The 20,912-nt window shown below is 69.2% G+C and carries 19 protein-coding genes and 2 pseudogenes; 11 read left to right on the top strand and 10 right to left on the bottom strand.

Annotated elements, in window-relative coordinates; genetic code table 11:
- Positions 1–31: 31 nt before the first annotated feature.
- Positions 32–607: a maleylpyruvate isomerase N-terminal domain-containing protein gene (locus tag NCC78_RS11510; protein WP_372495116.1), complete on the bottom strand. Its 576-nt coding sequence runs from the start codon at positions 605–607 to the stop codon at positions 32–34.
- Positions 608–957: 350 nt separating this feature from the next.
- On the opposite strand from NCC78_RS11510, the pseudogene NCC78_RS11505 reads away from it, so the two are divergent.
- The 3 genes and pseudogenes from NCC78_RS11505 to NCC78_RS11495 all read left to right on the top strand — a co-directional run.
- Positions 958–1,295 (top strand): annotated as a pseudogene (locus NCC78_RS11505) (nitroreductase/quinone reductase family protein); the annotation flags it as partial.
- Positions 1,284–1,790 (top strand): hemerythrin domain-containing protein, encoded by a 507-nt coding sequence (locus NCC78_RS11500; RefSeq protein WP_372495117.1) that lies wholly within the window; start codon positions 1,284–1,286, stop codon positions 1,788–1,790. The pseudogene NCC78_RS11505 and the gene NCC78_RS11500, both read left to right, overlap by 12 nt.
- 198 nt (positions 1,791–1,988) lie before the next feature.
- Entirely contained in the window at positions 1,989–2,456 is a 468-nt protein-coding gene (locus NCC78_RS11495; RefSeq protein WP_250794202.1) for a DUF6194 family protein, read from the top strand.
- A 294-nt stretch (positions 2,457–2,750) separates the two neighbouring features.
- Here the strand turns inward: NCC78_RS11495 and NCC78_RS11490 are convergent, their stop codons facing one another.
- From NCC78_RS11490 to NCC78_RS11480, 3 genes are read right to left on the bottom strand one after another with little or no spacing between them, the layout of a single operon-like run.
- Positions 2,751–3,542, bottom strand: a complete 792-nt coding sequence (locus tag NCC78_RS11490; RefSeq protein WP_250794200.1) for an ABC transporter permease — start codon at positions 3,540–3,542, stop codon at positions 2,751–2,753.
- Entirely contained in the window at positions 3,539–4,501 is a 963-nt protein-coding gene (locus tag NCC78_RS11485; protein ID WP_250794198.1) for an ATP-binding cassette domain-containing protein, read from the bottom strand. The genes NCC78_RS11490 and NCC78_RS11485 overlap by 4 nt, the downstream gene beginning before the upstream one ends.
- Before the next feature lie 17 nt (positions 4,502–4,518).
- On the bottom strand, positions 4,519–5,187 hold the full coding sequence (locus NCC78_RS11480; RefSeq protein WP_250794196.1) for a DUF4097 family beta strand repeat-containing protein: 669 nt from the start codon (positions 5,185–5,187) through the stop codon (positions 4,519–4,521).
- Between the two features lie 223 nt (positions 5,188–5,410).
- Between NCC78_RS11480 and NCC78_RS11475 the strand changes: the two genes are divergently transcribed.
- On the top strand, positions 5,411–6,166 hold the full coding sequence (locus NCC78_RS11475) for a GbsR/MarR family transcriptional regulator (RefSeq protein ID WP_250794194.1): 756 nt from the start codon (positions 5,411–5,413) through the stop codon (positions 6,164–6,166).
- Here NCC78_RS11475 and NCC78_RS11470 read toward each other — a convergent pair.
- Entirely contained in the window at positions 6,152–6,292 is a 141-nt protein-coding gene (locus NCC78_RS11470; protein ID WP_250794192.1) for a hypothetical protein, read from the bottom strand. The two genes, NCC78_RS11475 and NCC78_RS11470, sit on opposite strands and share 15 nt — an antisense overlap.
- Positions 6,293–6,618: 326 nt before the next feature.
- Positions 6,619–7,911: a beta-propeller fold lactonase family protein gene (locus tag NCC78_RS11465; protein WP_250794190.1), complete on the bottom strand. Its 1,293-nt coding sequence runs from the start codon at positions 7,909–7,911 to the stop codon at positions 6,619–6,621.
- 384 nt (positions 7,912–8,295) lie between these two features.
- Here NCC78_RS11465 and NCC78_RS11460 point away from each other — a divergent pair, with 384 nt between their 5' ends.
- Positions 8,296–9,486 carry a low temperature requirement protein A gene (locus tag NCC78_RS11460; RefSeq protein ID WP_250794188.1) on the top strand — a complete coding sequence of 397 codons (1,191 nt, stop codon included), beginning with the start codon at positions 8,296–8,298 and terminating at the stop codon, positions 9,484–9,486.
- Positions 9,487–9,622: 136 nt separating this feature from the next.
- Here the strand turns inward: NCC78_RS11460 and NCC78_RS11455 are convergent, their stop codons facing one another.
- Positions 9,623–10,507: a helix-turn-helix transcriptional regulator gene (locus tag NCC78_RS11455; RefSeq protein ID WP_250794186.1), complete on the bottom strand. Its 885-nt coding sequence runs from the start codon at positions 10,505–10,507 to the stop codon at positions 9,623–9,625.
- 167 nt (positions 10,508–10,674) lie between these two features.
- On the opposite strand from NCC78_RS11455, the gene NCC78_RS11450 reads away from it, so the two are divergent.
- Positions 10,675–11,694, top strand: coding sequence for an alcohol dehydrogenase (locus NCC78_RS11450; protein WP_250794184.1), 1,020 nt, complete (start codon positions 10,675–10,677; stop codon positions 11,692–11,694).
- Positions 11,695–12,463: 769 nt separating this feature from the next.
- Here the strand turns inward: NCC78_RS11450 and NCC78_RS11445 are convergent.
- The gene (locus NCC78_RS11445; protein ID WP_250794204.1) at positions 12,464–13,666 is read right to left on the bottom strand and encodes an ROK family transcriptional regulator; all 1,203 of its coding nucleotides are present in this window, start codon (positions 13,664–13,666) and stop codon (positions 12,464–12,466) included.
- Positions 13,667–13,767: 101 nt separating this feature from the next.
- Between NCC78_RS11445 and NCC78_RS11440 the strand changes: the two genes are divergently transcribed.
- The 5 genes from NCC78_RS11440 to ggh are packed head-to-tail and all read left to right on the top strand — an operon-like array spanning position 13,768 to position 19,414.
- Positions 13,768–15,114, top strand: coding sequence for an ABC transporter substrate-binding protein (locus NCC78_RS11440; RefSeq protein WP_250794182.1), 1,347 nt, complete (start codon positions 13,768–13,770; stop codon positions 15,112–15,114).
- Positions 15,115–15,117: 3 nt separating this feature from the next.
- Complete coding sequence (locus tag NCC78_RS11435) at positions 15,118–16,014, top strand: carbohydrate ABC transporter permease (protein ID WP_250794180.1); 897 nt, start codon at positions 15,118–15,120, stop codon at positions 16,012–16,014.
- Positions 16,011–16,886 (top strand): carbohydrate ABC transporter permease, encoded by an 876-nt coding sequence (locus tag NCC78_RS11430; RefSeq protein ID WP_247657488.1) that lies wholly within the window; start codon positions 16,011–16,013, stop codon positions 16,884–16,886. The genes NCC78_RS11435 and NCC78_RS11430 overlap by 4 nt, the downstream gene beginning before the upstream one ends.
- A 45-nt stretch (positions 16,887–16,931) precedes the next feature.
- Positions 16,932–18,002 (top strand): ABC transporter ATP-binding protein, encoded by a 1,071-nt coding sequence (locus NCC78_RS11425; RefSeq protein WP_250794178.1) that lies wholly within the window; start codon positions 16,932–16,934, stop codon positions 18,000–18,002.
- Positions 17,999–19,414, top strand: a complete 1,416-nt coding sequence (gene ggh, locus NCC78_RS11420) for a glucosylglycerate hydrolase (protein ID WP_250794176.1) — start codon at positions 17,999–18,001, stop codon at positions 19,412–19,414. The genes NCC78_RS11425 and ggh overlap by 4 nt, the downstream gene beginning before the upstream one ends.
- A gap of 61 nt (positions 19,415–19,475) precedes the next feature.
- Here the strand turns inward: ggh and NCC78_RS11415 are convergent, their stop codons facing one another.
- Both NCC78_RS11415 and NCC78_RS11410 read right to left on the bottom strand, forming a co-directional pair.
- Entirely contained in the window at positions 19,476–19,952 is a 477-nt protein-coding gene (locus NCC78_RS11415; RefSeq protein ID WP_250794174.1) for an HNH endonuclease, read from the bottom strand.
- A 113-nt stretch (positions 19,953–20,065) separates the two neighbouring features.
- A pseudogene (locus NCC78_RS11410) lies at positions 20,066–20,912 on the bottom strand (hypothetical protein); the annotation flags it as partial.

Below are 20,912 nucleotides of genomic sequence, written 5' to 3'. Positions count from 1 at the left end.
CGGGCGGCGTAGCCCCGATCGCCGTCGGCGCTCAGTCGACCGCCGCCCGCCAGGACCAGGAGGTCCGCCGGGGCCGCCCGGGCAGTTCCCCGCGACCGGTCAGCCACAACAGCACCCGCGGCGCCGGGCCGTCGGGGGCGTCGGGGAAGAGCCGGCCCACCACGCCGGCGCTGAGCCGCTGCGGCGGCTCCCACGCCACCCCCAACCCCCGGGTGATGTCGTAGGTGTGCAGCACCGTCTCGGCCACGCCCATCGCGGCGAAGCCCGCCGGGTCACACGGGCCGAAGTGCCACGCCCGGGCCCGCGGGTCGGCGGCGTCGAGCGCCGCGCGCAGCAGCCCCGCGCACGCCGTGACCACCCGGAGCACCTCACCCGGATGCGCGGTGGGGGAGACGACCAGGTCGAAGGGCAGGTAGCCGGCGTCGGGCCGCCCGGCGACCTGACCGGCGTACGCCAGCAGGTCGTGTGCCACGTGCGCGGCGGTGGTCCAGCAGCTCCACTCCAGGTCCCCGGCGGTGACCGTCCAGTCCCGCCCGGTGTGGGGGGCGAGCACCGTGGTCATCTCGGCCACCGCCCGGTCGACGTCGGCTCCGGTCAAGGCGTGCATGCCCCGACGGTGGCAGCCGGACCCGCCGCGCTGCAAATCGTGTCCGGCGGTCGCGACAGCCGTTGCCTCCGGACACGGTGGGACACTAGGGTCGCAACCGTGACTGCCGGGTCGGCCATGGGCCACGAGCGGACAGGGCACCCGGCCATTTCGTGAGCGCGGGGCGGGCCCGCGGCCCGCCGACGCCCGTTCGCCGGTGTCGACGCCTCCGCGTCCGCCGGATCACGTACCGCTTTCGTCCGCACGCCCGGTCGCCGCCGCGCCTGCGTGATCCCATCCCCGTGCCACCGCCGGTCGCCCGCGCGGGCGGACCGCCGTGTGGCGTCTCCTGCCACCACGGAAAGCAGAGCATGCCCAACGACTTCAACCAGCAGATCGTCGACGAGTTCCGCGCCAACGCCGGCCGGGTCGGCGGGCCGTTCGAGGGGGCCCGACTGATTTTGCTCACCACCACCGGGGCGCGCACCGGCGCCCCGCACACCACCCCCGTCGGCTACCTGCCCGACGGCGGGGAACGCATCCTGGTCATCGCCTCCGCCGGGGGCCGAAGCATCCGGACTGGTTCCACAACCTGCTGGCCGACCCGCGGGCCACCGTCGAGGACGGGGTCTTCACGTACCGGGCGCGGGCCGAGGTGCTGACCGGGGCCGAACGCGACCGGGTCTTCGCCCGGGCGGTGGAGGCCGACCCCGGCTGGGCCGCGTACCAGGCGAAGACGGCCCGGGTGATCCCCGTGGTGGTACTGCACCAGGTCGAGGGCGGGCCGCCGAACGCGACGTCCTGGGGTGCGGCCCTCAAACTGGTGCACGACGCGTTCCGGCGGGAGCTGGCGCTGATCCGCGACGAGGTCGCCCGCTCCGGCCCCGGTCTGGGCGCCCAGCTGCGGGTCAACTGTCTGACGGTGTGCCAGGGGCTGCACCACCACCACACCAACGAGGACGCCGGCATGTTCGCGGCCCTCGACACGCGGCGCCCGGACCTCGCCAGCACCCTGGAGCGACTCCGCCGGGAGCACCGGCAGATCGCGGCGCTCGTCGCGCGGCTACAGCAGGTCATCTCCGCCACCGACGCCGACCCGGTCACGGTCCGCCGGGAGGTCGAGCGCCTCACCGCCGAAGTGGAAGACCACCTGACGTACGAGGAGGAGCAGCTCATCCCCGTCCTCGACGCACCCACCGGCTGAAGCCGTGCGCGGTGGCGCGCCCGGCGGCCCCCGGGCCGCCGTCGCGTGCCACCGCGCCACCGCGATGCGACCCGGCATCGGGGCACCGCACGAGTCCCGCTCGGGGACCTTGCCGGCCGATTTGAGGGTTGCTCCGCTCACGGGCCACCACATCCGGTCCCAAGCCTCAAATAGCATTTCAATGAAAAAATTGAGGGTATGGAACCCCGTGAAATGAAGCGCCACATCTGTCGGACCTTCGCCGGCGTCAGAGCCCTCGACGCCGGCGGCGACACGTTCCTCCTCTACGACCCGGCCGGCGATCTCCCCGCCGAGCGCCAGCTGCCGTTCGCCACGATCGTGACGGGCGACCGCTACGACACCGCCTCGCAGCTGAGCAGGCCGGGCTTCTGGCGTCTCAACATCGGGCTGACCAGGGCCGCCTACCGGGAGCTGTTCCCCGCCGCGGCGCCGGGACGAAACGTACGCGCTGCGCCCGTGCCCGGGGTGGACCACGCGGCGGTGGACATCGTGATGCCACACCCGGTCTACGCCTCCCAGCACTGGGTGTGTGTGGTGAACCCGGGGGAGGCGACCCTGGGCACCATCGGGCACCTGTTGGCCGACGCGTACGGTTTCGCCGCGCGTAAGCACGCCAACCCCCGCAACCGACAGGCAACATCCTGACCGGACTGCCGGCCCGGCCGGACGCCCCTTCCGGCCCGCTCTCGGCGTACGGCACCGCCCTGCACGGGTTGGCCGTGGCGGGCCCTTGCCGGCGGCGACCTCTTCCGCAGGCGGTTGCTCGCGCTGGCCGAACGGCTCGGCGTGCCACGGGAGTTCCAGCCGACGATGTCCGCCGGAGCGGGCCCAGCGAATGGCCGAGAACGCCGTCGGGGCGGCGTACGCCGACGCGGGTGTCGGTGTACGCCGCCCTGCCCTCAGACGAGTTGCGGGTGGTGGGCCGTGCTGTCGTGGCGGTTACTTCGGGTCGCGGTTGAACGTTGAGGTCGACCAGAGGTAGCCGAGGACCGCGAGGCCGAGGCACCAGGCGACCGCGAGCCACCCGTTGTGGCCGATCTGGCTGCCGAGCAGCAGGCCGCGGAGGGTCTCGATGGCGGGTGTGAACGGCTGGTACTCGGCGATCGGTTGGAGCCAGCCGGGCATGGCGTCGACCGGGACGAAGGCGCTGGAGAGCAGCGGCAGCAGGATCAGCGGCATGGCGTTGTTGCTGGCGGCCTCGGCGTTCGGGCTGACCAGGCCCATGCCGACCGCGATCCAGGTGAGCGCCAGGGCGAAGAGCACGAGCAGCCCGAACGCCGCGAACCACTCCAGGACGCCGGCACCCGTGGACCGGAAGCCGATGGCCACGGCGACGGCGCCCACGAGGACCACGCTCATGACCGACTGCAGCACGCTGCCGACGACGTGTCCGACGAGCACCGAGCCGCGGTGGATGGCCATCGTGCGGAACCGGGCGATGATGCCCTCGGTCATGTCGGTGGCCACGGACACCGCGGTCCCGATCACGGTGCTGCCGATGGTCATCAGCAGCAGGCCCGGGACGAGATAGGCGATGTACTCGGCGCGGTCCGCGCCGCCGCCGCCGATGCCCGCGCTCATCGTGTCGCCGAAGACGTAGACGAAGAGCAGCAGCAGCATGATCGGGGTGAGCAGCAGGTTCAGGGTGAGCGACGGATAGCGCCGGGCGTGCAGCAGGTTGCGGCGCAGCATCGTGGACGAGTCGCGTGCGGCGAGGGAGAGGGAACTCATCGCAGGGCCTCCTTGGCCTGGTGGGGGACGCCGGCGCCGCCGGTCAGGGCGAAGAACACGTCGTCGAGGTCGGGGGTGTGCACGGTGAGGGTGTCGGCCTCGATGCCGGCGGAGTCCAGGCGGTCGAGGATCGCGCGCAGCTCGCGCTGGGTGCCGTCGCTGGGGATCTGCAGGGTCAGCGCCTGCTCGTCGCGCACGGTCTCGCGCAGCGCGGCGGCGGCCCGCCCGTAGGCCGCGGGGTCCTCGAAGCGCAGCTTCACGTGTCCGCCGGGGATGAGCCGCTTGAGCTCCTCGGCGGTGCCCTCGGCGGCGATCTTGCCGTCGTTGAGCACGGCGATCCGGTCGGCGAGTTCGTCGGCCTCCTGCAGGTACTGCGTGGTGAGGAAGACGGTGACGCCGTCGCAGACGAGCTCGCGGATGATCTGCCACATGTTGTGGCGGCTGCGCGGGTCCAGGCCGGTGGTCGGTTCGTCGAGGAAGATGATCCGCGGGTTGCCGACGAGGGTCATGGCCAGGTCGAGGCGGCGCTTCATGCCGCCGGAGTAGGTGGAGGCGGGTTTCTTCGCGGCGTCGGTGAGGTCGAAACGCTCCAACAGCTCAGCCGCCCTGCGGTGGCCCTCGCGCTTGGACAGGTGGTGCAGGTCGGCCATCAGGAGCATGTTCTCCTCGCCGGTGATCAGGCCGTCGACGGCGGAGAACTGGCCGGTCACACCGATCGCGGCCCGTACCGCCTGCGCGTCAGCGGCGAGATCATGCCCGCCGACGCGGATCTCGCCGCAGCCCCGGTCGGGGGAGATCAGGGTAGACAGGATCTTGACCGCGGTGGTCTTACCGGCGCCGTTCGGCCCGAGCAGGGAGAAGACCGTTCCTTCCGGGACGGCCAGATCGACACCGTCGAGCACGACCTTGTCACCGTAGGACTTACGCAGCCCGTTCGCCGCGATGGCCAGGTTCGTCATGATGGATGGCTCCTTCTTCACAGGCTGCGGGCGGTGATGTCGCCGTAGGCGGTGGTCGCGTGGATGTTCAGGCCGGCCGCAGCGCCGTCGGCGTTCATCAGCGCGTTGTGGATCCGGCCGGAGGTGGTGCCGGCGTCCAGGGAGGCGGAAACTCCGTGGGCGGCGCCGACCGACACGTCGCCCATCTGGGTGCGCAGCACGACCGTGCCGGAAGTGGCCTCGACGATCTGGATGTCACCCTTCTGGGTGCTGATCTCAGCCGAGCCGTTGAGGCGGCCGACCGTGACGTCGCCGGCGAGGGCGGTGAGGCGGACGCTCGCCGCCTCGTCGATCTTGACCGCGCCGTGCGCGCCGTCGAAGGTGACGTCACCGAACCGTCCGACGCCCCGGAACTCGGCGGCGGCCGCCTTCGCCTCGATGCGGGAACCGGCGGGCAGCTGGACCGTCACCTCGATGGATCCGGATGCGCCGAGGATCTGGTTCTTCGCCGAGGCCTCGATCCGCAGGACGCCGTCGCTGTAGTCGACCTTGGTCTGCTCCGCCACCTTCACGTCGCGGCCCTTCGAGGCGTCCGCGGGCAGGACCTCGACCGTGGTGTCGGCCCGGTCGGCGGCGATGAACTGGACGCGCCCGGCGGGGATGTCGAGGACGGCGGAGATCGGGGTCGGGGTGTCGAACTTCTGCATCGTGCTCTCCTCCTGCGCTTGTTTCTGGCATCGGAAACGCTACGTTGCGTTCGGAGATCAGACAACAGCTTTGTTGCGCACGACCAGTGTCTTCGCAGCTAAAGGCACAGTTATCGTTGCATCGATCCCGGTTTTAACGCAACGACAGGGATCCTTCTCGTTGCATTGGAGTGGGAGTGAACGCTATGCTGGAGGCATCAAGGAAGCGTGAAGGGAGATCGCGATGCCGGGAGGCAGGCTCACCCAGCAGGAACGCCAGCAGATCGCGCTGGGGCTGGCCGACGGGCTCGCCTACGCGGAGATCGCCAGACGTCTCGACCGCCCCACCTCGACGATCACGCGTGAGGTGATGCGCAACGGCGGCCCCACCGCCTACCGGGCCGACCTGGCCCACCGCGCCACCGAACGCCGCGCCCACCGGCGCCGGCAGGTCGCTCCCCGAGGGCCGCAGGCGCCCCCGCAGGCCCACGGACGCGACGCCGAGGCCGTGCGCGAGTACGAGGAGTCGTTCACCACCCTCCTCATGCAACAGGGCCTGCCCAAGATGATGTCCCGGGTGCTGACCTGCCTCTACACCACCGACGCGGGCAGCCTCACCGCGTCCGAACTCGTCCAGCGCCTCCAGGTCAGCCCGGCGTCCATCTCCAAAGCGGTCACGTTCCTCGAAAGCCAGGGCCTCATCCGCCGGGAACGCGACGAACGCCGCCGCGAGCGCTACGTCGCCGACGACGACGTCTTCTACCAGGGCATGGTCGCCGCCGCCCGATCCCACGCCCAGCTCGCCGAGACCGCACGGCAGGGCGTCAGCATCCTCGGCCCCGACACCCCGGCCGCCGCCCGCCTCGAGAACATCGCCCGCTTCCTCGACTTCGTCGGCGAGAGGATGATCCGCGCGGCGGAGCAGGCCCGCGAGATCCTTTACACGAAGCCCGAAGCGACCTCAGGCGGCACTGCCACGCCAAGATCAGATCACGGATAGACAGCCGTCTTGATGGCGACAGCCAGTGGTGCCCGCGCCGGCTCCTTCAACCTGAGCCGACCCATCGCGCGCCCGCCAGGCAACCTCGTTCACGCGCGGGTCGGTGAGGTCGACAAAGTCGTTCATCGCAACTCCGTGGCTGATCAGGTGGCGGCATGCCGGGGTGCGGCGCAGGGGCACGGCCCCGGCTGGCCCAGGTCGAGCCGGGCGTCCACGTCGCCGTAGGCGTCCATGTTCGGCCAGAGGAGCGAGGCCAGCCCACGCCGGTCCTCGTCCGCCGTAGTGCAGCACGGTGGTCGCCGAGCTCTGCAGCCCGCCGTGACAGGCGCTGGGCAATATCGGCGCCGAGGGGGACCGGCAAGGCCAGAATCCCGAGCGTGACCGCGAACGAGCGCTACAGCGATGGGCTCGGGATACGCACAAGCCCTTGAATCAAGCTGTCGGGTCGTCCGTCACACGACGACGAGGGTGTGCGCACCGCGCATGACCTCGAGAGAGAAGAGCGTGGGACGTAGCTGAGGCTGCGCGTTGTCGTGGATCACCTCGAAGAATCGCAGTCCGCCGCGGCGGTGGGCGAGGTCGAGGTGATCGAACACCGTGACGACGACGAACTTGCCGTCGGCGTCGAAGGCGGGACCTTCCGGGAGCAGGCCGTCGAACAGTTCCTCGGCGACCGTCTCGAGACGACCATTCGCCGGGTCGAAGGTGAGCAGGCTCAGGGAGCTTTGCCGGTCAAGCCGCGGGTCATCCCAGGGGCGGAAACTCATCCGCAGATTCGAGGTGACGATATAGCGGCCGTCGGGGCTGACGGCGATGCCTTCAGGGCTGCGACCCACGCGGGCGTCACCGATCTTCTCGCCTGTGCCCGTTCGTGGATCTATCCGGAGAACTGACAGGTGTCCGTCGGCGGGCTCACCGTACACGCCTTCGACGTCATGGCCCCATTGAACGTCCGTGGTGATGAAGTGACGCCCATCCGGGGTGAAGCGCCCGGCGAACGGAAACTTGCCGGTTTTGATCGGTGGTCCGAGCGGCTCGAGCCGCAGTGCCGGTGAGCGGTGCGCACCGAACAGCCGAACTTCGTCCCGCCACGGGAAGCACACAGCCACCAGATCGCCGCCCGGATGCCACTCCACGTAGGACGCCACTATGGGCTCACCGTCGTCACTGAGCGGCTCGAGCATGACCTCGTCTCCGAACCGGTCAGCCTCGACCCGGAGCAGGCGCAGCGACGGTTCGGCCTGTGGGCTGGCGAGCGAGAAGACGTCGCCGCCGGCCAGGGCGAGAAGCTGGCCGTCGGGGTGAAGGGACACGGCTTGCGGCATGTGCCCCGCAGTGCCGGTGAACAGCAGCCGCGGCGATGACCCGTTGGTGAGGTCGTAGGCGCGGATAGTGTTGCCAGGGGCCAGGTCCGACAACGTCTGTGCCTCGGGCCCGCGCTGACCGAGGGTCTCGATGACGTAGGCCCGGGTGCCGTCGGCGTCGACCGCGAGCACGGCCGGGGGTCCGGTCACTGAGTTCGGCGCGGGGGCGGTGCCGATCGTCGGGGACGTGCCGTCGAACGCCAACGGCAGCTCGATGACCGTGAGCGTGTCCTCCTGCCCCGCCTCCCGGGGCCCCAGCTGCCCGTTGATGTAGGCCGACGGGACCATGTCGGCATCACTGGCGACCACCATGCGGCGCCCTTGAAAGATCCCGGCCGCGGGAACCCCCTGCAGCGCCGGGACATCCGTGCGCGGGCTCATTCGCGGCTCCTTGACCCGAGGTTCGCAACTCGCAATGGAGCAAACGCCTGACGCGTATCGCCACGTTTGCTGCAGAGGCATGCGGCGGATCGGTCCAGGATCCCGCCCAGGATCCGCCATCGCGGTTTCCCGTGCACGGGGCGGCCCGACCCACCGCACGGTGAGTTCCCCGATCGTTCGGGGCAAAACGGGCCCCTTGCCCCGACACCTGTAACAGGATCGGGTGATGGGTGGGGCATCAATGGCCTAATCGGAGCCGGCCAGATATGGGCCCCTCGCGCCAGCCGTCGTCATTCGGCCCCTTGCGCTTGCCGGCCTGTCGGGCGCGACGGCGTGGTACGACTTCTTGGATGCGGGTGCAAAGCCGACAGAACGGGCGAGTCGATGACGACGAGTAGGGCGGACGAGCTGCTGCGGCGACCCGGGGAGCCGCAGCGGACGACGTTCCTGGAACTGTTCTTCGACCTGGCGTTCGTTGTCGCATTCACCCAGATCTCGCGAGGGCTGGCCCATGATCTCAGCTGGCGCGGCGCCTTCCAGACGTTGGTGCTGCTGTTGGCGATGTGGTGGGTGTGGTTCATCACGGCGTCGCTGACCGACCGGTACGACCCGCAGCGGCCGGTGATACAACTGCTGGTCATCGCGACCCTGGTCGGCAGTCTCGTGCTGGCCGCCGCGGCGCCCGAGTCGTTCGCCGAGCGAGGTCTGATCTTCGCCGGCGTCTACGTCGCCATCCAGCTCGGCCGCGGGCTCTTCCTTGTGCTCGCCGTGCGTAACCCCCAGTTGAAGCGCAGGCCCGGACGGGCGCTGGTCTGGTTCGGTGTGTCCGCGGTGCCGTGGATCGCGGGAGCCATGGTGCACGGCACGGCGCGCGGGGCGCTGTGGGCGCTGGCGGTGGCCGTGGACTACGCGGGCGGCACACTTGGCTGGCCCACGCCGGGGTTGGGTCGCGCGCCCAGGTGGGAGTGGTCGGTGGCGGCCGAGCACCTCGCCGAGCGCTACCGCCAGTTCTTTATCATCGCGCTCGGAGAGTTGATCCTGGTCACCGCGTTGACTCTCAGCCGCAGCGGCTTCGCGGCGTACCAGACCGCAGCCTTCCTCGTGTCGATCGCCACGACAGTGCTGTTCTGGCGGATCTACAGTCACCGTGCTGGGGAGGTACTGGCCACCGCGATAAAAGCATCCCCGGGCCCACTCCGCCTCGCCTTCTGGGCGAAATACGCCCACATGGTCATGGTGGCCGGCATCGTCGTCACCGCCGTTGGCTGTGAACTCGTCATCGACCATCCACTCGGACACACCAGGCCGGGCTGGGTCGCCGTCATCCTCGGCGGGCCCGCGCTGTTCCTCGCCGGGCGTTCCCTCTTCGAATACGCCGTGTTCAGCCGGGTGTCCCCAGATCGGCTGATCGGGCTGCTCGTGCTGGCCGCTGCGGCACCGGTGACCCTGCTCGTACCGCCCCTCTTGGTCGCCCTCGCCGCAACCGCGGTCCTCACCGGGATCGCGATCGCCGATACGACCCGCGCCCGGCGCCACCCCTCCGAAGCGTCCTCGCCGGCAGGCGGACCATCGTGACAGGTGCCGACTCCGCTGCATCCTGGACGACGGCGTCGTCCGGCGCCACCGGCTTGGGGTGGCGGTCCCTGATCCCGCTGGGGACGGGATGGCAGCGTCTGCCCAAGTGTCGGTTCAGGGAAGGGGCTTACCTGTGTCAGCTGGCGCTGCTCTTGCCGATTGCGGGCTCGGAGAGCTGGGCCGTGTCGGTGTTCCAGTGCGCAAGCAGGCGCAGGGCGGTATGGGCAGCGGTGCCGGCCGCGGCACTGTAGATGAACAGGGTCTGATCCGGGTCTTCCGGCAATTTGAGGGCCTGGTAGGTGAGCGTCAGGTCGCCGACGAGTGGGTGGCGGTAGCGCTTCGTGCCGGAGGTGCGTGCCAGCACCTGGTGGTCGGCCCACCAGCGCCGGAAGTCTTCGCTCTTGACCGACAGTTCGCCGACCAGCGCCGACAAATCAGGGTCGTCGGGGTAGCGGCCCGCGTCGAGGCGGAGGGTGGCTACGGTCTCGGCGGCGTTGGCCTGCCAGTCCGGGTGCAGGTCGCGGGCGTTGTCATCCAGCAGGATGAACCGGGCATAGTTGCGCTGCCGGGCCGGCAACGCGTTGAAGTCGCTGATGAGCGCCCGGCCGATCTGGTTGATCGCCAGCACATCCATCCGCCGGCCCAGGATGAGGGCCGGGCTGGCGGCCTCGTCGAGGGTCTCGAGCAGCTGATACGTCGCGGCGGAAACGCGTTGCGGGCGGCGACGGCGCCGGCGTCCCGCGGATGGCTTGGCGAGGTCGAACAGGTGAGCGCGCTCGGTGTCGTCCAAGCGCAGCGCGCGGGCGATCGCGTCGAGTACGGCCTCGGAGGGGTTGAGGTTGCGGCCCTGTTCGAGTCGTACGTAGTAGTCAACGCTGACGCCCGCGAGCGCCGCCAACTCCTCCCGCCGCAGGCCTGGCACCCGTCGGCTCCCGGCAGTGCCGGTGAGGCCGGTCTCCTCAGGGCGTAGACGGGCCCGGCGGGACCGGAGGAACTCCTTGAGGTCGGCGTTGTAAACCACGGATCCAGTATCCGATCGGGAAGACGGGCGGCGAACCGCGAAAGTGGTATTGGCGTTCCTAGGCAGGGCTGGCCTTGTTTGACCGGCTCAGAGTGCGGTTTCGAGGGATGTGATGGATGGGCGGCGATCACGAGGTCGCCGCCCATCCACCACACAGCGAGGTACCGATGCCCACGATCCGATCTGCCCAAGTCGCCGAACCCGGAGGCCCGTTCAGCATCGTCGAGCGCGAACTGCCCGAACCCGGCCGTGGCCAGGTTCGGGTCACCGTCGAGGCCTGTGGCGTGTGCCGCAGTGACTGGGCCTTCGTCAACGCCGCGTTCCCCAACGTGCCGTTCCCGCTGGTCACCGGTCACGAGATCGCCGGTCGCGTCGACGCGGTCGGCGACGATGTCGAGAACTGGGAGCCCGGGCAGCGCGTCGCGGTCGGCTGGTTCGGCGGCAACTGCGGCGTCTGCCTGGCCTGCCGCGAAGGTGACTTCATCCACTGCGAGCGCATCCAGGTGCCGGGTTGGGCCTACCCGGGCGGCTACTCCGAGGCGGTGGTCGTGCCCGCCACCGCGCTGGCACGCATCCCGTCCCAGATGAGCGCGGTCGAGGCGGCCCCGATGGGCTGCGCGGGCGTCGCGACCTTCAACTCACTGCGCCGCAGCCCGGCCCGCCCCGGCGACCTCGTCGCGGTACTCGGCCTGGGCGGCCTCGGGCACCTGGGCGTGCAGTTCGCCAACAAGCTCGGGTTCGAGACCGTCGCCATCGCCCGCGGCGCCGGCCAGGCCAACTCGGCCATCGAGCTCGGCGCCCACCACTACATCGACAGCACCACCGGCGAGGTCGCCAAGAAGTTGCAGGCCCTCGGCGGAGCCAAGGTCGTACTAGCCACGGCTGCCAGCTCCGAAGCCATGAGCGCCACCATCGACGGGCTGCGACACAACGGCGAACTCATCGTCCTCGGAGCCGACCCGGAGCCGATCCAGGTCAGCCCGTTCCAGATCATCTCCACCAGTCGGACCGTCCACGGCCACCCCTCCGGCACCGCCCGCGACGTCGAGGAAACTCTCCACTTCGCCGCACTCACCGGCGTCCGGCCAATGACGCAAACCCGCCCCTTGACCGAGGTGGACGACGCCTACAACCGGATGCTCACCGGCGACGCCCACTACCGAATGGTCCTCACCACCGGTAAGTAGCAAATGCGGAACCACCGCGACCACGGCAGCAGGGAAGCGGATGTCCGATCGCTGCCGGTAGAGCCAGGGGATCGAAGGGCGAGCCGCCCTTCGATCCCCTGGCTCGCCAGTGGTGGGCGACGGTGATCCGTAGCTGTCGACGCCGGCGACGAGGTCGGCGAAGAAGGACACGACATCGTCATCGTCGCCGAACCTGGTCGTCGAGCTGACGGAGAACGACCAACGCTGAGCGACACCCGCCGCAGGCTGAACCTCGGCGGCGAGAACGCCCGCCCAACGGTCACCCGCCCGCAGGGCCTGCTCGCCAATTACCGGATTACCGTTAACGCCAATCCAACATTTAGCCCACACAAAAGGGACAAAGCGTGAGCACATCATAATGACGGTTCCTGTGCGTAAGGATTTACGCTGGTGTGACGGTGGCCAGAACACTGGCGACAGGACGCCGGTGGCGCAACATCTGTTGACTGACCTCTCGACGTCCCGGCATCTGCCACGGACGGCCTGGATAGCACCGGCGCGCTGCTCCACCCAGATGGGCCGTACCTGGAACGCCCGCGCCGCCGTCACCGCCACCTACCACGACGGTTCCGGCCCGGGACGACCAGGAGGCCTCCGGCTCGTGATGCCAGCGCCCGGCTGGAGCCCACCGAACTGCTCGCCCCGGCCCCCGCCGTCCTAACTGAGATCGGCATCGGCTACGCGCGGGGCTCCACCGGTAGGTCTCTTGGTGAGCGGCTCGCGCACCACAGGTTGAAGATCGGCTAGATCACTCTGTTAGGAGTTTTAGCCGGCTGTCCACGGCCTCCGGGCTGTAGAGCGACTGGACCACCAGCCGGGCCATTCCTATCGTGCCGGCGTCCTCCCCGAGACGACTGGGTTGGATGCTGGTCCGCTCGATCACCCGGGGCAGGGTGCTGTTCTTCACCTCGGCGCGGACGGACCGCACGACCAGTGGATGGTGTCCGAGCAGGCCACCGAGGACCACGACGGACGGATTGATGCAGGCGAGTAGCCCGCCGAGGACGTGACCGATCGCCTCACCCGCGCGCCGAACGGTGGCCGTCACCTCGGGATCCTTGCGGTCCAGCAGCGTCACCACGTCAGAAAGGCTGGTCACGTGGCGATGCCGCAGCTGCCGCAGAATCGCTCGCCCGGAGGCGTACGCGGCGAGGCAACCGCGTCGACCGCACCGGCAGCGTGGGCCGTCCCTCGTGACACGGGTGTGACCGATGTCGCCGGCCGCGCCGGTCGAACCCCGCAAGGGCTGGCCGTCCATCACTACTCCTGCGCCGATACCCCAGCCGAACTTGACAGCCAGCAGGATGTCCACACCGGACTCGGTGGAGGACATCAGGCTGTCCTCGCCGATGGCCAACGCGCGCGCGTCGTTCTCGAGAACGAGGGGGACCGGCCACCGCCCCTGCAAGGTGTCGGAGATGAGGCGTTCGGACCAGCCGCGCATCGGTGAGCTGTCCCAGTGGGTCTGCCCCTCCTGCACGACCGGCGCGGGCACGCCGAACCCGATGCCGACAACCTCCCAGCCCTGAGACCGTTGCAGTACCTCCTCGGCTGCCTTGATCAATGCAGTCAGCACGAGTTCCGACGGCGACCTGCCCTTCACGGCGATCTCGGTCGCCGCCAGGGGTACCCCGGCGATGGACACGGCCGCCACCCGGGCGTGAGTGTGCCCGAGATCGATGGTCAGCACGACCTTGTCGACAGCGTCGAACTCGATGATCTTCGCGGGTCGGCCGCCGGTCGGATCGGTGCTGCGGCTCTCGCGGATCAAGCGGGCGGCGGTGAGTTGCTCGAGGCGTTCGGTCAGGGTGGTCCGCGACATGCCGGTGCGGGCCAACAACTGTGCACGGGTCACCCCGGACTCGCTGCGGATGAGTTGCAGCAACCGACCGGCGGACAATGCCACTCCCGCGGGGGCGGCGGCAGCCTGCAGCCGTGGCGGATCGTGCATGGATACAGACGTTACAACCCCCTGCAACCCTTGACGACCATGAGGACGGCACTTATGTTCAGCAGCCTGACAGAAGGGTGTCGACGGCGACACCCACCACAGTGGAGGTCTTCATGTCTTCGATCAACGACAGGCCCCTCTCCCGGCGCACAGCCCTCAAGTTCGGTCTCGGGGCGACCGCGATGCCCTTCCTGGCCGGGTCCTTGTCGGGCTGTCAGGGCGCGAGCACGTCCGGCGGTGGAGACTTCACCTTCATCTCCACCCAGTTCACGCCGATCGAAGAGAAGCAGCGCTACGAGAAGATCCTTTCGACGCATGTCAAGGACTTCAAGATCGCCTACAACTCCATGACGGCCGGGGAGGTCGTCACGCAGGTCTCCGCTCAGGTCAAGGCGAACAAGGTCAGCATCGGCCTGGTGGGGGGCCTGCACGGTGACCTCGCCACCCTCGCGGACAACCTGGAAGACCTGGACACCGTCAAGTCCCAACTGTCCTCCGCCGGCATCTCGGACGACCTCTGGTCGCTGGCGACGCTCGGTGGCAGCACGGTGAAGTACATCCCGTGGATGCAGGCCACCTACGTGGTCGCGGCGCACAAGTCGACGCTGGCGTACCTGCCGTCGGGTGCCGACCAGAACAAACTGACCTACGACCAGTACCTGCAGTGGGCGATCAACGCCAGGAAGGCCACCGGCAAGGCGGTCTTCGGCTTTCCCGCCGGGCCCAAGGGCCTCTACCACCGCTTCTTCCAGGGCTTCCTGCTGCCGAGTTTCACCGGCGGACAGGTCACCGGCTTCGCCTCCGCCGACGCGATCACCGCTTGGAAGTACATGAAGGAACTCTGGGCGAACATGAACCCCGCGTCGACGAACTACGACAACCTGCAGGAACCGATGGCACGCGGGGAGGTTCTCGTCGGCTGGGACCACGTGGCCCGTCTGGTCAATGCTCCCAAGGACAAGCCCGACGACTGGGTGATGCTGCCTTCCCCGACGGGCCCCAAGGGGCAGGGCTACATGCTCGTCGTCGCCGGGTTCGGCGTACCCAGGGGTGCCGACCTGGACAAGGCCACCAAGGTCATGACCTCGCTGTCGCAACTTCCGGCCCAAGCAGAGACGTTGCGGCAGAACGCGTTCTTCCCGGTCGTCAAGGGCGACCTGCCGACGGACCTACCGCCGGCGGTCAGCCTCGAGGCAAAGGCCGTGGGTGCGCAGCAGAACGCATCCAACGCGATCATCGCGGTGACGCCGGTCGGGTTGGGCAAGCGGGACGGCGAGGTGTCACAGGTCTACAAAGACTGCTTCGCGCAGATCTGCAAGGACGGCAAGGAACCGGCAGCAGTGCTCGGCGCCCAGGCCAAGGTCCTGCAGGGCATCCTCGACCAGGCGAAGGTCCCTTGCTGGGCGCCGGACAAGGCGGTTGCGGGTCAGACCTGCAGCGTGGCCTGAGCCATGACCAGGACGGAACTGGTACGAGAAGGCGCGCGGGGAGGTCGTGCCAGCCGATCGCGCCGGCTCTCGCCGGCGCTGCTGCTGATCTCCCCGTCGATCATCCTCATGCTGCTGCTCTTCGCGTGGCCGATGGTCGCCGGCATCCTGCAGGCGTTCCAGTCGCCGGACGGGCTCGGCCTCGACCACATCGAGCGGATGGTCGGCGACGGCCAGTTCGGGCCCGCCGTGCGGAACACGCTGCTCCTCATCGTCGTTCTGCTGCCTGTGCAGTTCGTGCTCGCCATCGTCATGGCGCTGCTGCTGCACCAGCGGCCGAAGGGCCAGGGCCTCTACTTCTATCTCTGGGCGGTGCCGATCGCCGTCTCCGACCTGGCCGCGGGCCTGGTCTGGCTTGCGATCTTCACCGACAACGGGTACCTGAACTCGGCCCTGTCAACGATCGGTGTCGGCCCGGTGTCGTGGCTCTCCTACACCAACCCGACATCGCAGTTCACGGCGATCCTCGTCGCCGAGCTGTGGCGGGCGACGTCGCTCGTCATGGTCATCGTCGTCTCCGGCCTGCAGGGAATCCCCAAGGACTACGACGAGGCGGCGAACGTCTTCGGGGCAACCTACTGGACGAGGCTGCGGCACGTCTGGTTGCCGCTCCTCAAGCCGAGCCTGCAGGTGGCTCTGATCCTGCGTACGATCCTCGCCTTCCAGACCTTTGCCGTCGCGCAGGCCCTGACCGGCCAGGACTTCCCGTTGCTCGTCGGGGAGACCTACCGGTTCTACACCGCGCTGCAGAACCCGAATGTCGCCTCGGCGCTCGCGCTCGTCGTCATGTTCGTGTCGATGGCGGCGGCGTTCCTCTACCTGAGAGTGCTACGCGACGGGACGAAGGGGGCAGCCCGATGAGCACGCTGGCACCCTCGCGCACCGAACAGTCCGACGACGTACCCGTCGATCTGAGGCCGCTACGTCGGCTCAAGCGCAACCGCCTACTGCTCCAACTGGCGTGCGTCGCGGTCAGCCTGTTCATGGTCGTGCCGTTCTACCTGATCGCGGTCGCGGCATTCTCCTCTCCAGCCGCCATGAACGAGTTTCCGCTGCGGTTCCTGCCGACCGCCTTCTCGGTCGAGACGATGTCAACCTTCCTCAGCTCGACCGGTGTCGGTGCTGGCCTGATCAACTCCCTGATCGTCGCCGTCGGCACGCTGGCTCTCTCCCTCGTGGTCGGCGCGCCGGCCGGATACGCCATCGCCCGGTACGTCTTCAAGGGCCGTGACCAGTACCAACTCTTCCTGCTCTTCACCCGGGCGCTGCCCATCGTCGTGCTCTCGGTGCCGCTGGCCGAACTGTTCCTCAACGTCGGCATGTACGACACGCCGCTCGCCGTGGTTTTGCTGCACACGGCGCTGACGCTGCCGACGACGATCCTGGTCACCGCGAGCGTCTTCCTCGCGGTCCCGGTCGATGTCGAGGAAGCGGCCCGCATCTTCGGCTGCGGGCCGCTCGGTGCCTTCGGCCGCGTCGTCCTACCGCTCGCGCTGCCGGGGATCTCGGCTGCCTCGATCTTCACCTTCGTGCTGAGCTGGAACGAGGTGCTGGGCGCCACCATCCTCACCCTCAACCAGCGGACGCTGCCGGCCACCGTGCTCTCGTCCCTGTCCGACTCCCCGCTGACCTTCCGCTTCGCCGGCGGCTTCTTCCTCATCGTCCCGGCGTTGATCTTCATCGCGGTGATGCGCAAGTACCTGATCAACATGTGGGGGACCACCATCCGATGACCCGGCTCCGCCTCCCGCGCCGCACACCGAAAGTGGACGACCACCATGGCTGACATCTCAATTCGTAACCTGGTCAAGACCTACCCTGGCAACACAGAGCCGGCCACCAAGAACATCTCCCTGCACGTCGAAGACGGCGAGTTCATGGTCCTGCTCGGCCCTTCCGGCTGCGGCAAGACGACGCTGCTGCGGATGATCGCCGGGCTGGAGTTGCCCGACGCCGGGGCGATTTCGATCGGTGGCAGGGACATGACCTACCTGCCACCGAACCGGCGCAACCTGTCGATGGTGTTCCAGTCGTATGCGGTGTTCCCGCACCGGCGCGTACGCCAGAACATCGGGTTCGGCCTGATGACCCGAAAGATGCCCAAGGATGAGATCGCCAGGAAGGTGGCCTGGGCGGCGGAGCTGCTCCAGCTGACTCCGTACCTGGATCGCTACCCGGCACAGCTCTCCGGCGGCCAGCGCCAGCGGGTGGCCGTGGCGCGAGCGATCGTCGTCGACGCCGACGTCCTGCTCATGGACGAGCCATTGTCGAACCTCGACGCCCTGCTGCGGCTCAACTTCCGCGCCGAGCTGAAGAAGATCGTCGAGCACATCGGCACGACCACCGTCTACGTCACCCACGACCAGGTCGAGGCGCTTTCACTCGGCGACCGGGTGGCGGTGATGGAGGCCGGCAAGATCGCCCAACTCGGACACCCGATGGAGGTGTACGACCGCCCAGCGGACACCTTCGTCGGGGGGTTCATCGGGTCGCCACCGATGAATTTCCTCGATGGCCAGGTAGCCGACGGCCGCATCATCTTCGGTGAGGGCGCCTCCATCCCCGCACCGGCGGCCGTACCGCCTGGTCCGATCAGGATCGGCATCCGTGCCGAGGCCATCTCCATCGCCGCGCACAGGCCGGACCTGGTTCCCGCTGTCGTCGACGTCGTCGAGCCGTTGGGCGCCGCCACGCTACTGACGGTCAAGGTGGCCGACCAGAGCCTCAAGGTCCAGATCCCACCGAGCCAGCGGGTCTCCTCGGGCGAGACGGTCTTCCTCCACTTCGCCCCGGACTCCGTGCGGCTGTATGACCCGCAGACCGGGCTTGGTCTGCTGGCAAGCGTATGAACGACAGGAGCTTCGTGGTGGACGCGTCGACGTTGGATGAGGCGGCGCGGAGGGTTCTGCGCGACAACGACCTCGGCGGGATGGTGAAGGCCGCGCCGGCGCTCTACCCACATCAATGGTCGTGGGATGCCGCCTTCATCTCCATCGGCCTGGCGCACATGTCCGTCGAGCGGGCGCTGCTGGAGCTGCGTAACCTCTTCGACGCGCAGTGGTCGACCGGCATGATTCCGCACATCGTCTTCTCCGACGTGCCCGGCTATTTTCCCGGGCCGGACGTGTGGGGAACCACCTCGGCCAGGGCCAAGCCCGGCGGGGTGCTCACCAGCGGAATCTGCCAGCCGCCCGCGCACGCCATCGCCCTGGCACGCATCCTCGACATCGCCCGGTCGCGGGGCGGCGCGGACGCCGTGCGTGCGGAGGCCTTCGTCACCGACCACTTGCCGAAAATCGTCGCGTGGCACCAGTGGCTGACCGACATCCGCGACCCGTCGGGGCGTGGGCTGATCGAGATTCATCATGGCTGGGAGTCCGGCATGGACAACTCGCCGCGGTGGGACTCCGCGTACGCGGGTGTGACCGTCGACGAGCTCGTCGAACTGCGCCGCCACGACACGAAGGTTGTCACCGATCTGGCCGACCGGCCGAGCGACGAGGAGTACCAGCGCTACCTCACGCTGGTCGGGGAGATGAAGTCGGTCGGCTACGACGACAAGATGATCGAAAAAGTCGTGTCCTTCCGCGTCCGTGACGTCTTCATGACCGCGGTCCTGGCCCTCGCAGCCGATGAGACCGCGCGGATGGCCGACAGCCTCGGGCGCGGGGACATCGCCGACCAGCAACGGCTGCTGGCCGAGCATGCCCGGCAGGGGGTCCTGTCGACCCTCGACCCGGTCACCCGCCGCTGCCGCGACTTCGACGAGATCCGCGGGTCCTGGATCCCCGCCGAGTCGGTGGCGTCCTGGTCGGTGGCGCTCTGCGGCGGGGACGAGACCGTGCGGCGTGAGCAGACCGCGATGCTCGCCGGACCACGGTGGGCCGAGCATCCCTCACTGCGTTTCAAGGTACCGCCATCCGTCTCGCCGGACGACCCCGGGTTCAAACCGCGTACCTACTGGCGAGGCCCGAGTTGGCCATTCCTCAACTGGCTGTTCGTGTGGGCGCTGCGGCGGCACGGCGAGGATGCGCTCGCGGATCGATGGCGGGAACAGACCCTCGCCATGGTGGCGGACCGCAACTTCGGGGAGTACTACGACCCGCAGACCGGCGAGCCCGCCGGCAGCCACGCGCAGTCCTGGACAGCTGCTGCCGTCGTCGACTGGCTGGCTGATCCGCCCACCGAGCAGCATGCTGTGCTGCGGCGACGGCCACTTCGATCGGATCGGGAACCGTCCACCTCTCGGGACAGACCATGACGTCGATACCCCAGACGCTGGCCCTGCACGCGCCCCGCCTGATCCGTGCGCCACGACGTCGTCAGCTGCCGTCAGCCACCGATCGGCCATAGCGGGCTCGCGCCTCGGCGACCTGTGCGGCCTGTCGCTCGCGCCACCGCTTCTGAGCGTCCCTGTTGCAGGCGCGGCACACCTTGCGGTAGCGACCGCTGCGAGGATCGATCTCCCGGTCGTGCCCGTTGCGGCACTGCGGGTGCTGTGTCCGAACGCGACAGTTCTCCGCGTGAGTGATCTGCCGTAGGTGGGCCGGCTCGATACAGTCCGGCACTCCGCACACATGGTGGACATCGAGCTCAGGGTCGTAGTCGCCGACGAAGACGACGAAAGCGGCGATGTGCGCCCACGCCCGACCGGCGAGCTTCTGGTACACGCCCCGCTGGTCACCGTAGCCGCGGACGACCAGGCAGCCGTTGTCGAGGCGCACCGAGCGGTCGAGCAGGTACGCCCGCAGGGTCTCCTCCGTGAAATGTCGGGACAACCCCTTCACCTGCGACAGCACTGCGTCAGGGTATGCGCCTGGTCAGACCTTCCTGCCGTCGGCCGCCATCGGAGGCCGACCGGTGCAGGGCGCGATACGGCGGGCAGTGGTGATCAGGCGCTGCCCGAACGCGGTCAAGCGCGCGCGCCGCCGAGGCCCAGCAGGACGGCGAGCCCCAGGGCGCTGCGCGGCGCGTACGGCAGGCGCCACAGTCCGCCGTGCGCCGCGCCGTACGCCTCGTCCTGCCACGGTTGGGCCAGCGAGGGGCCCCCGGTGCGCAGGTCGTGCACGAGCATCGCGGCCATGAGGGTGTTGCTGGTCGCCGGGTCGAACACCTCGATGCCGAAGCGGTGCGCCCCGGCGTACGCGGCGGCGAGCGCGCGGTTGCGGACCACGGAGCGGGTGCGGGTGGGCGGCGCCACGGTGAACGACACGGTGGCGCCCTCGTCCCGGGCGACGGTGGCCCGCCACCGTTGCAGCCGCTTGGCCAGCGCGTAGTTCGGGCCCTGCTGGGGCACGAGGCTGTCGTTGATGCCCGGGTCGGCGCCCGGCGGATAGTTGCGGTGCAGGAGCCGACCGGCGGAGGCGACCCGCAGCGCCTTGCGGGCGACTCCCCGGCGGGCGTAGCCCTGCTCGGCGTGGCGTACCGCGTCGGCGGGCACGGCGAAGACGTCGGTGGGCGTGGCGAGGAACGCCAGCGCCACGTCGTCGCGGCGCTGTTGCAGGTGCCGGGTGAGGGCGTCGACCGCCATGGCGACGCGTACGTTGGTCGCCCCGTCGGCGTAGACGTAGTTGCCCAGCACGAGCCGCCCGTCGACGCCGAGCAACCACTGGGCCACCTGTGGGAGCCGGTGCACCAGGTCCGCGCCGCCGTGGGCGGCCAACGCCTGGTCGTCGCCGGCTGCCGTGCCGGGCCGGACCGGCAGGTGCAGTCGGCCGGCGTGGCGGCGGGTGGTCTGCAGCAGTCGTCGCCAGATCCCC

Origin of the sequence: Micromonospora phytophila, from assembly GCF_023656545.1 — a bacterium.
Taxonomy (GTDB): domain Bacteria; phylum Actinomycetota; class Actinomycetes; order Mycobacteriales; family Micromonosporaceae; genus Micromonospora; species Micromonospora phytophila.
Note: the sequence above shows the minus strand (reverse complement) of the source record. Positions and strands in the feature narration are given on the sequence as shown.

Excerpts from the sequence above, each read along its gene's own strand:
- NCC78_RS11490 (WP_250794200.1), bottom strand. The coding sequence starts at position 3,542 with ATGAGTTCCCTCTCCCTCGCCGCACGCGACTCGTCCACGATGCTGCGC.
- NCC78_RS11465 (WP_250794190.1), bottom strand. The coding sequence starts at position 7,911 with ATGAGCCCGCGCACGGATGTCCCGGCGCTGCAGGGGGTTCCCGCGGCC.
- NCC78_RS11475 (WP_250794194.1), top strand. The coding sequence starts at position 5,411 with ATGCCGGGAGGCAGGCTCACCCAGCAGGAACGCCAGCAGATCGCGCTG.
- NCC78_RS11430 (WP_247657488.1), top strand. The coding sequence starts at position 16,011 with ATGAGCACGCTGGCACCCTCGCGCACCGAACAGTCCGACGACGTACCC.
- NCC78_RS11485 (WP_250794198.1), bottom strand. The coding sequence starts at position 4,501 with ATGACGAACCTGGCCATCGCGGCGAACGGGCTGCGTAAGTCCTACGGT.
- NCC78_RS11460 (WP_250794188.1), top strand. The coding sequence starts at position 8,296 with ATGACGACGAGTAGGGCGGACGAGCTGCTGCGGCGACCCGGGGAGCCG.
- NCC78_RS11510 (WP_372495116.1), bottom strand. The coding sequence starts at position 607 with ATGCACGCCTTGACCGGAGCCGACGTCGACCGGGCGGTGGCCGAGATG.
- NCC78_RS11425 (WP_250794178.1), top strand. The coding sequence starts at position 16,932 with ATGGCTGACATCTCAATTCGTAACCTGGTCAAGACCTACCCTGGCAAC.
- NCC78_RS11480 (WP_250794196.1), bottom strand. The coding sequence starts at position 5,187 with ATGCAGAAGTTCGACACCCCGACCCCGATCTCCGCCGTCCTCGACATC.
- NCC78_RS11435 (WP_250794180.1), top strand. The coding sequence starts at position 15,118 with ATGACCAGGACGGAACTGGTACGAGAAGGCGCGCGGGGAGGTCGTGCC.
- NCC78_RS11470 (WP_250794192.1), bottom strand. The coding sequence starts at position 6,292 with ATGAACGACTTTGTCGACCTCACCGACCCGCGCGTGAACGAGGTTGCC.
- NCC78_RS11445 (WP_250794204.1), bottom strand. The coding sequence starts at position 13,666 with ATGCACGATCCGCCACGGCTGCAGGCTGCCGCCGCCCCCGCGGGAGTG.
- NCC78_RS11450 (WP_250794184.1), top strand. The coding sequence starts at position 10,675 with ATGCCCACGATCCGATCTGCCCAAGTCGCCGAACCCGGAGGCCCGTTC.
- ggh (WP_250794176.1), top strand. The coding sequence starts at position 17,999 with ATGAACGACAGGAGCTTCGTGGTGGACGCGTCGACGTTGGATGAGGCG.
- NCC78_RS11495 (WP_250794202.1), top strand. The coding sequence starts at position 1,989 with ATGGAACCCCGTGAAATGAAGCGCCACATCTGTCGGACCTTCGCCGGC.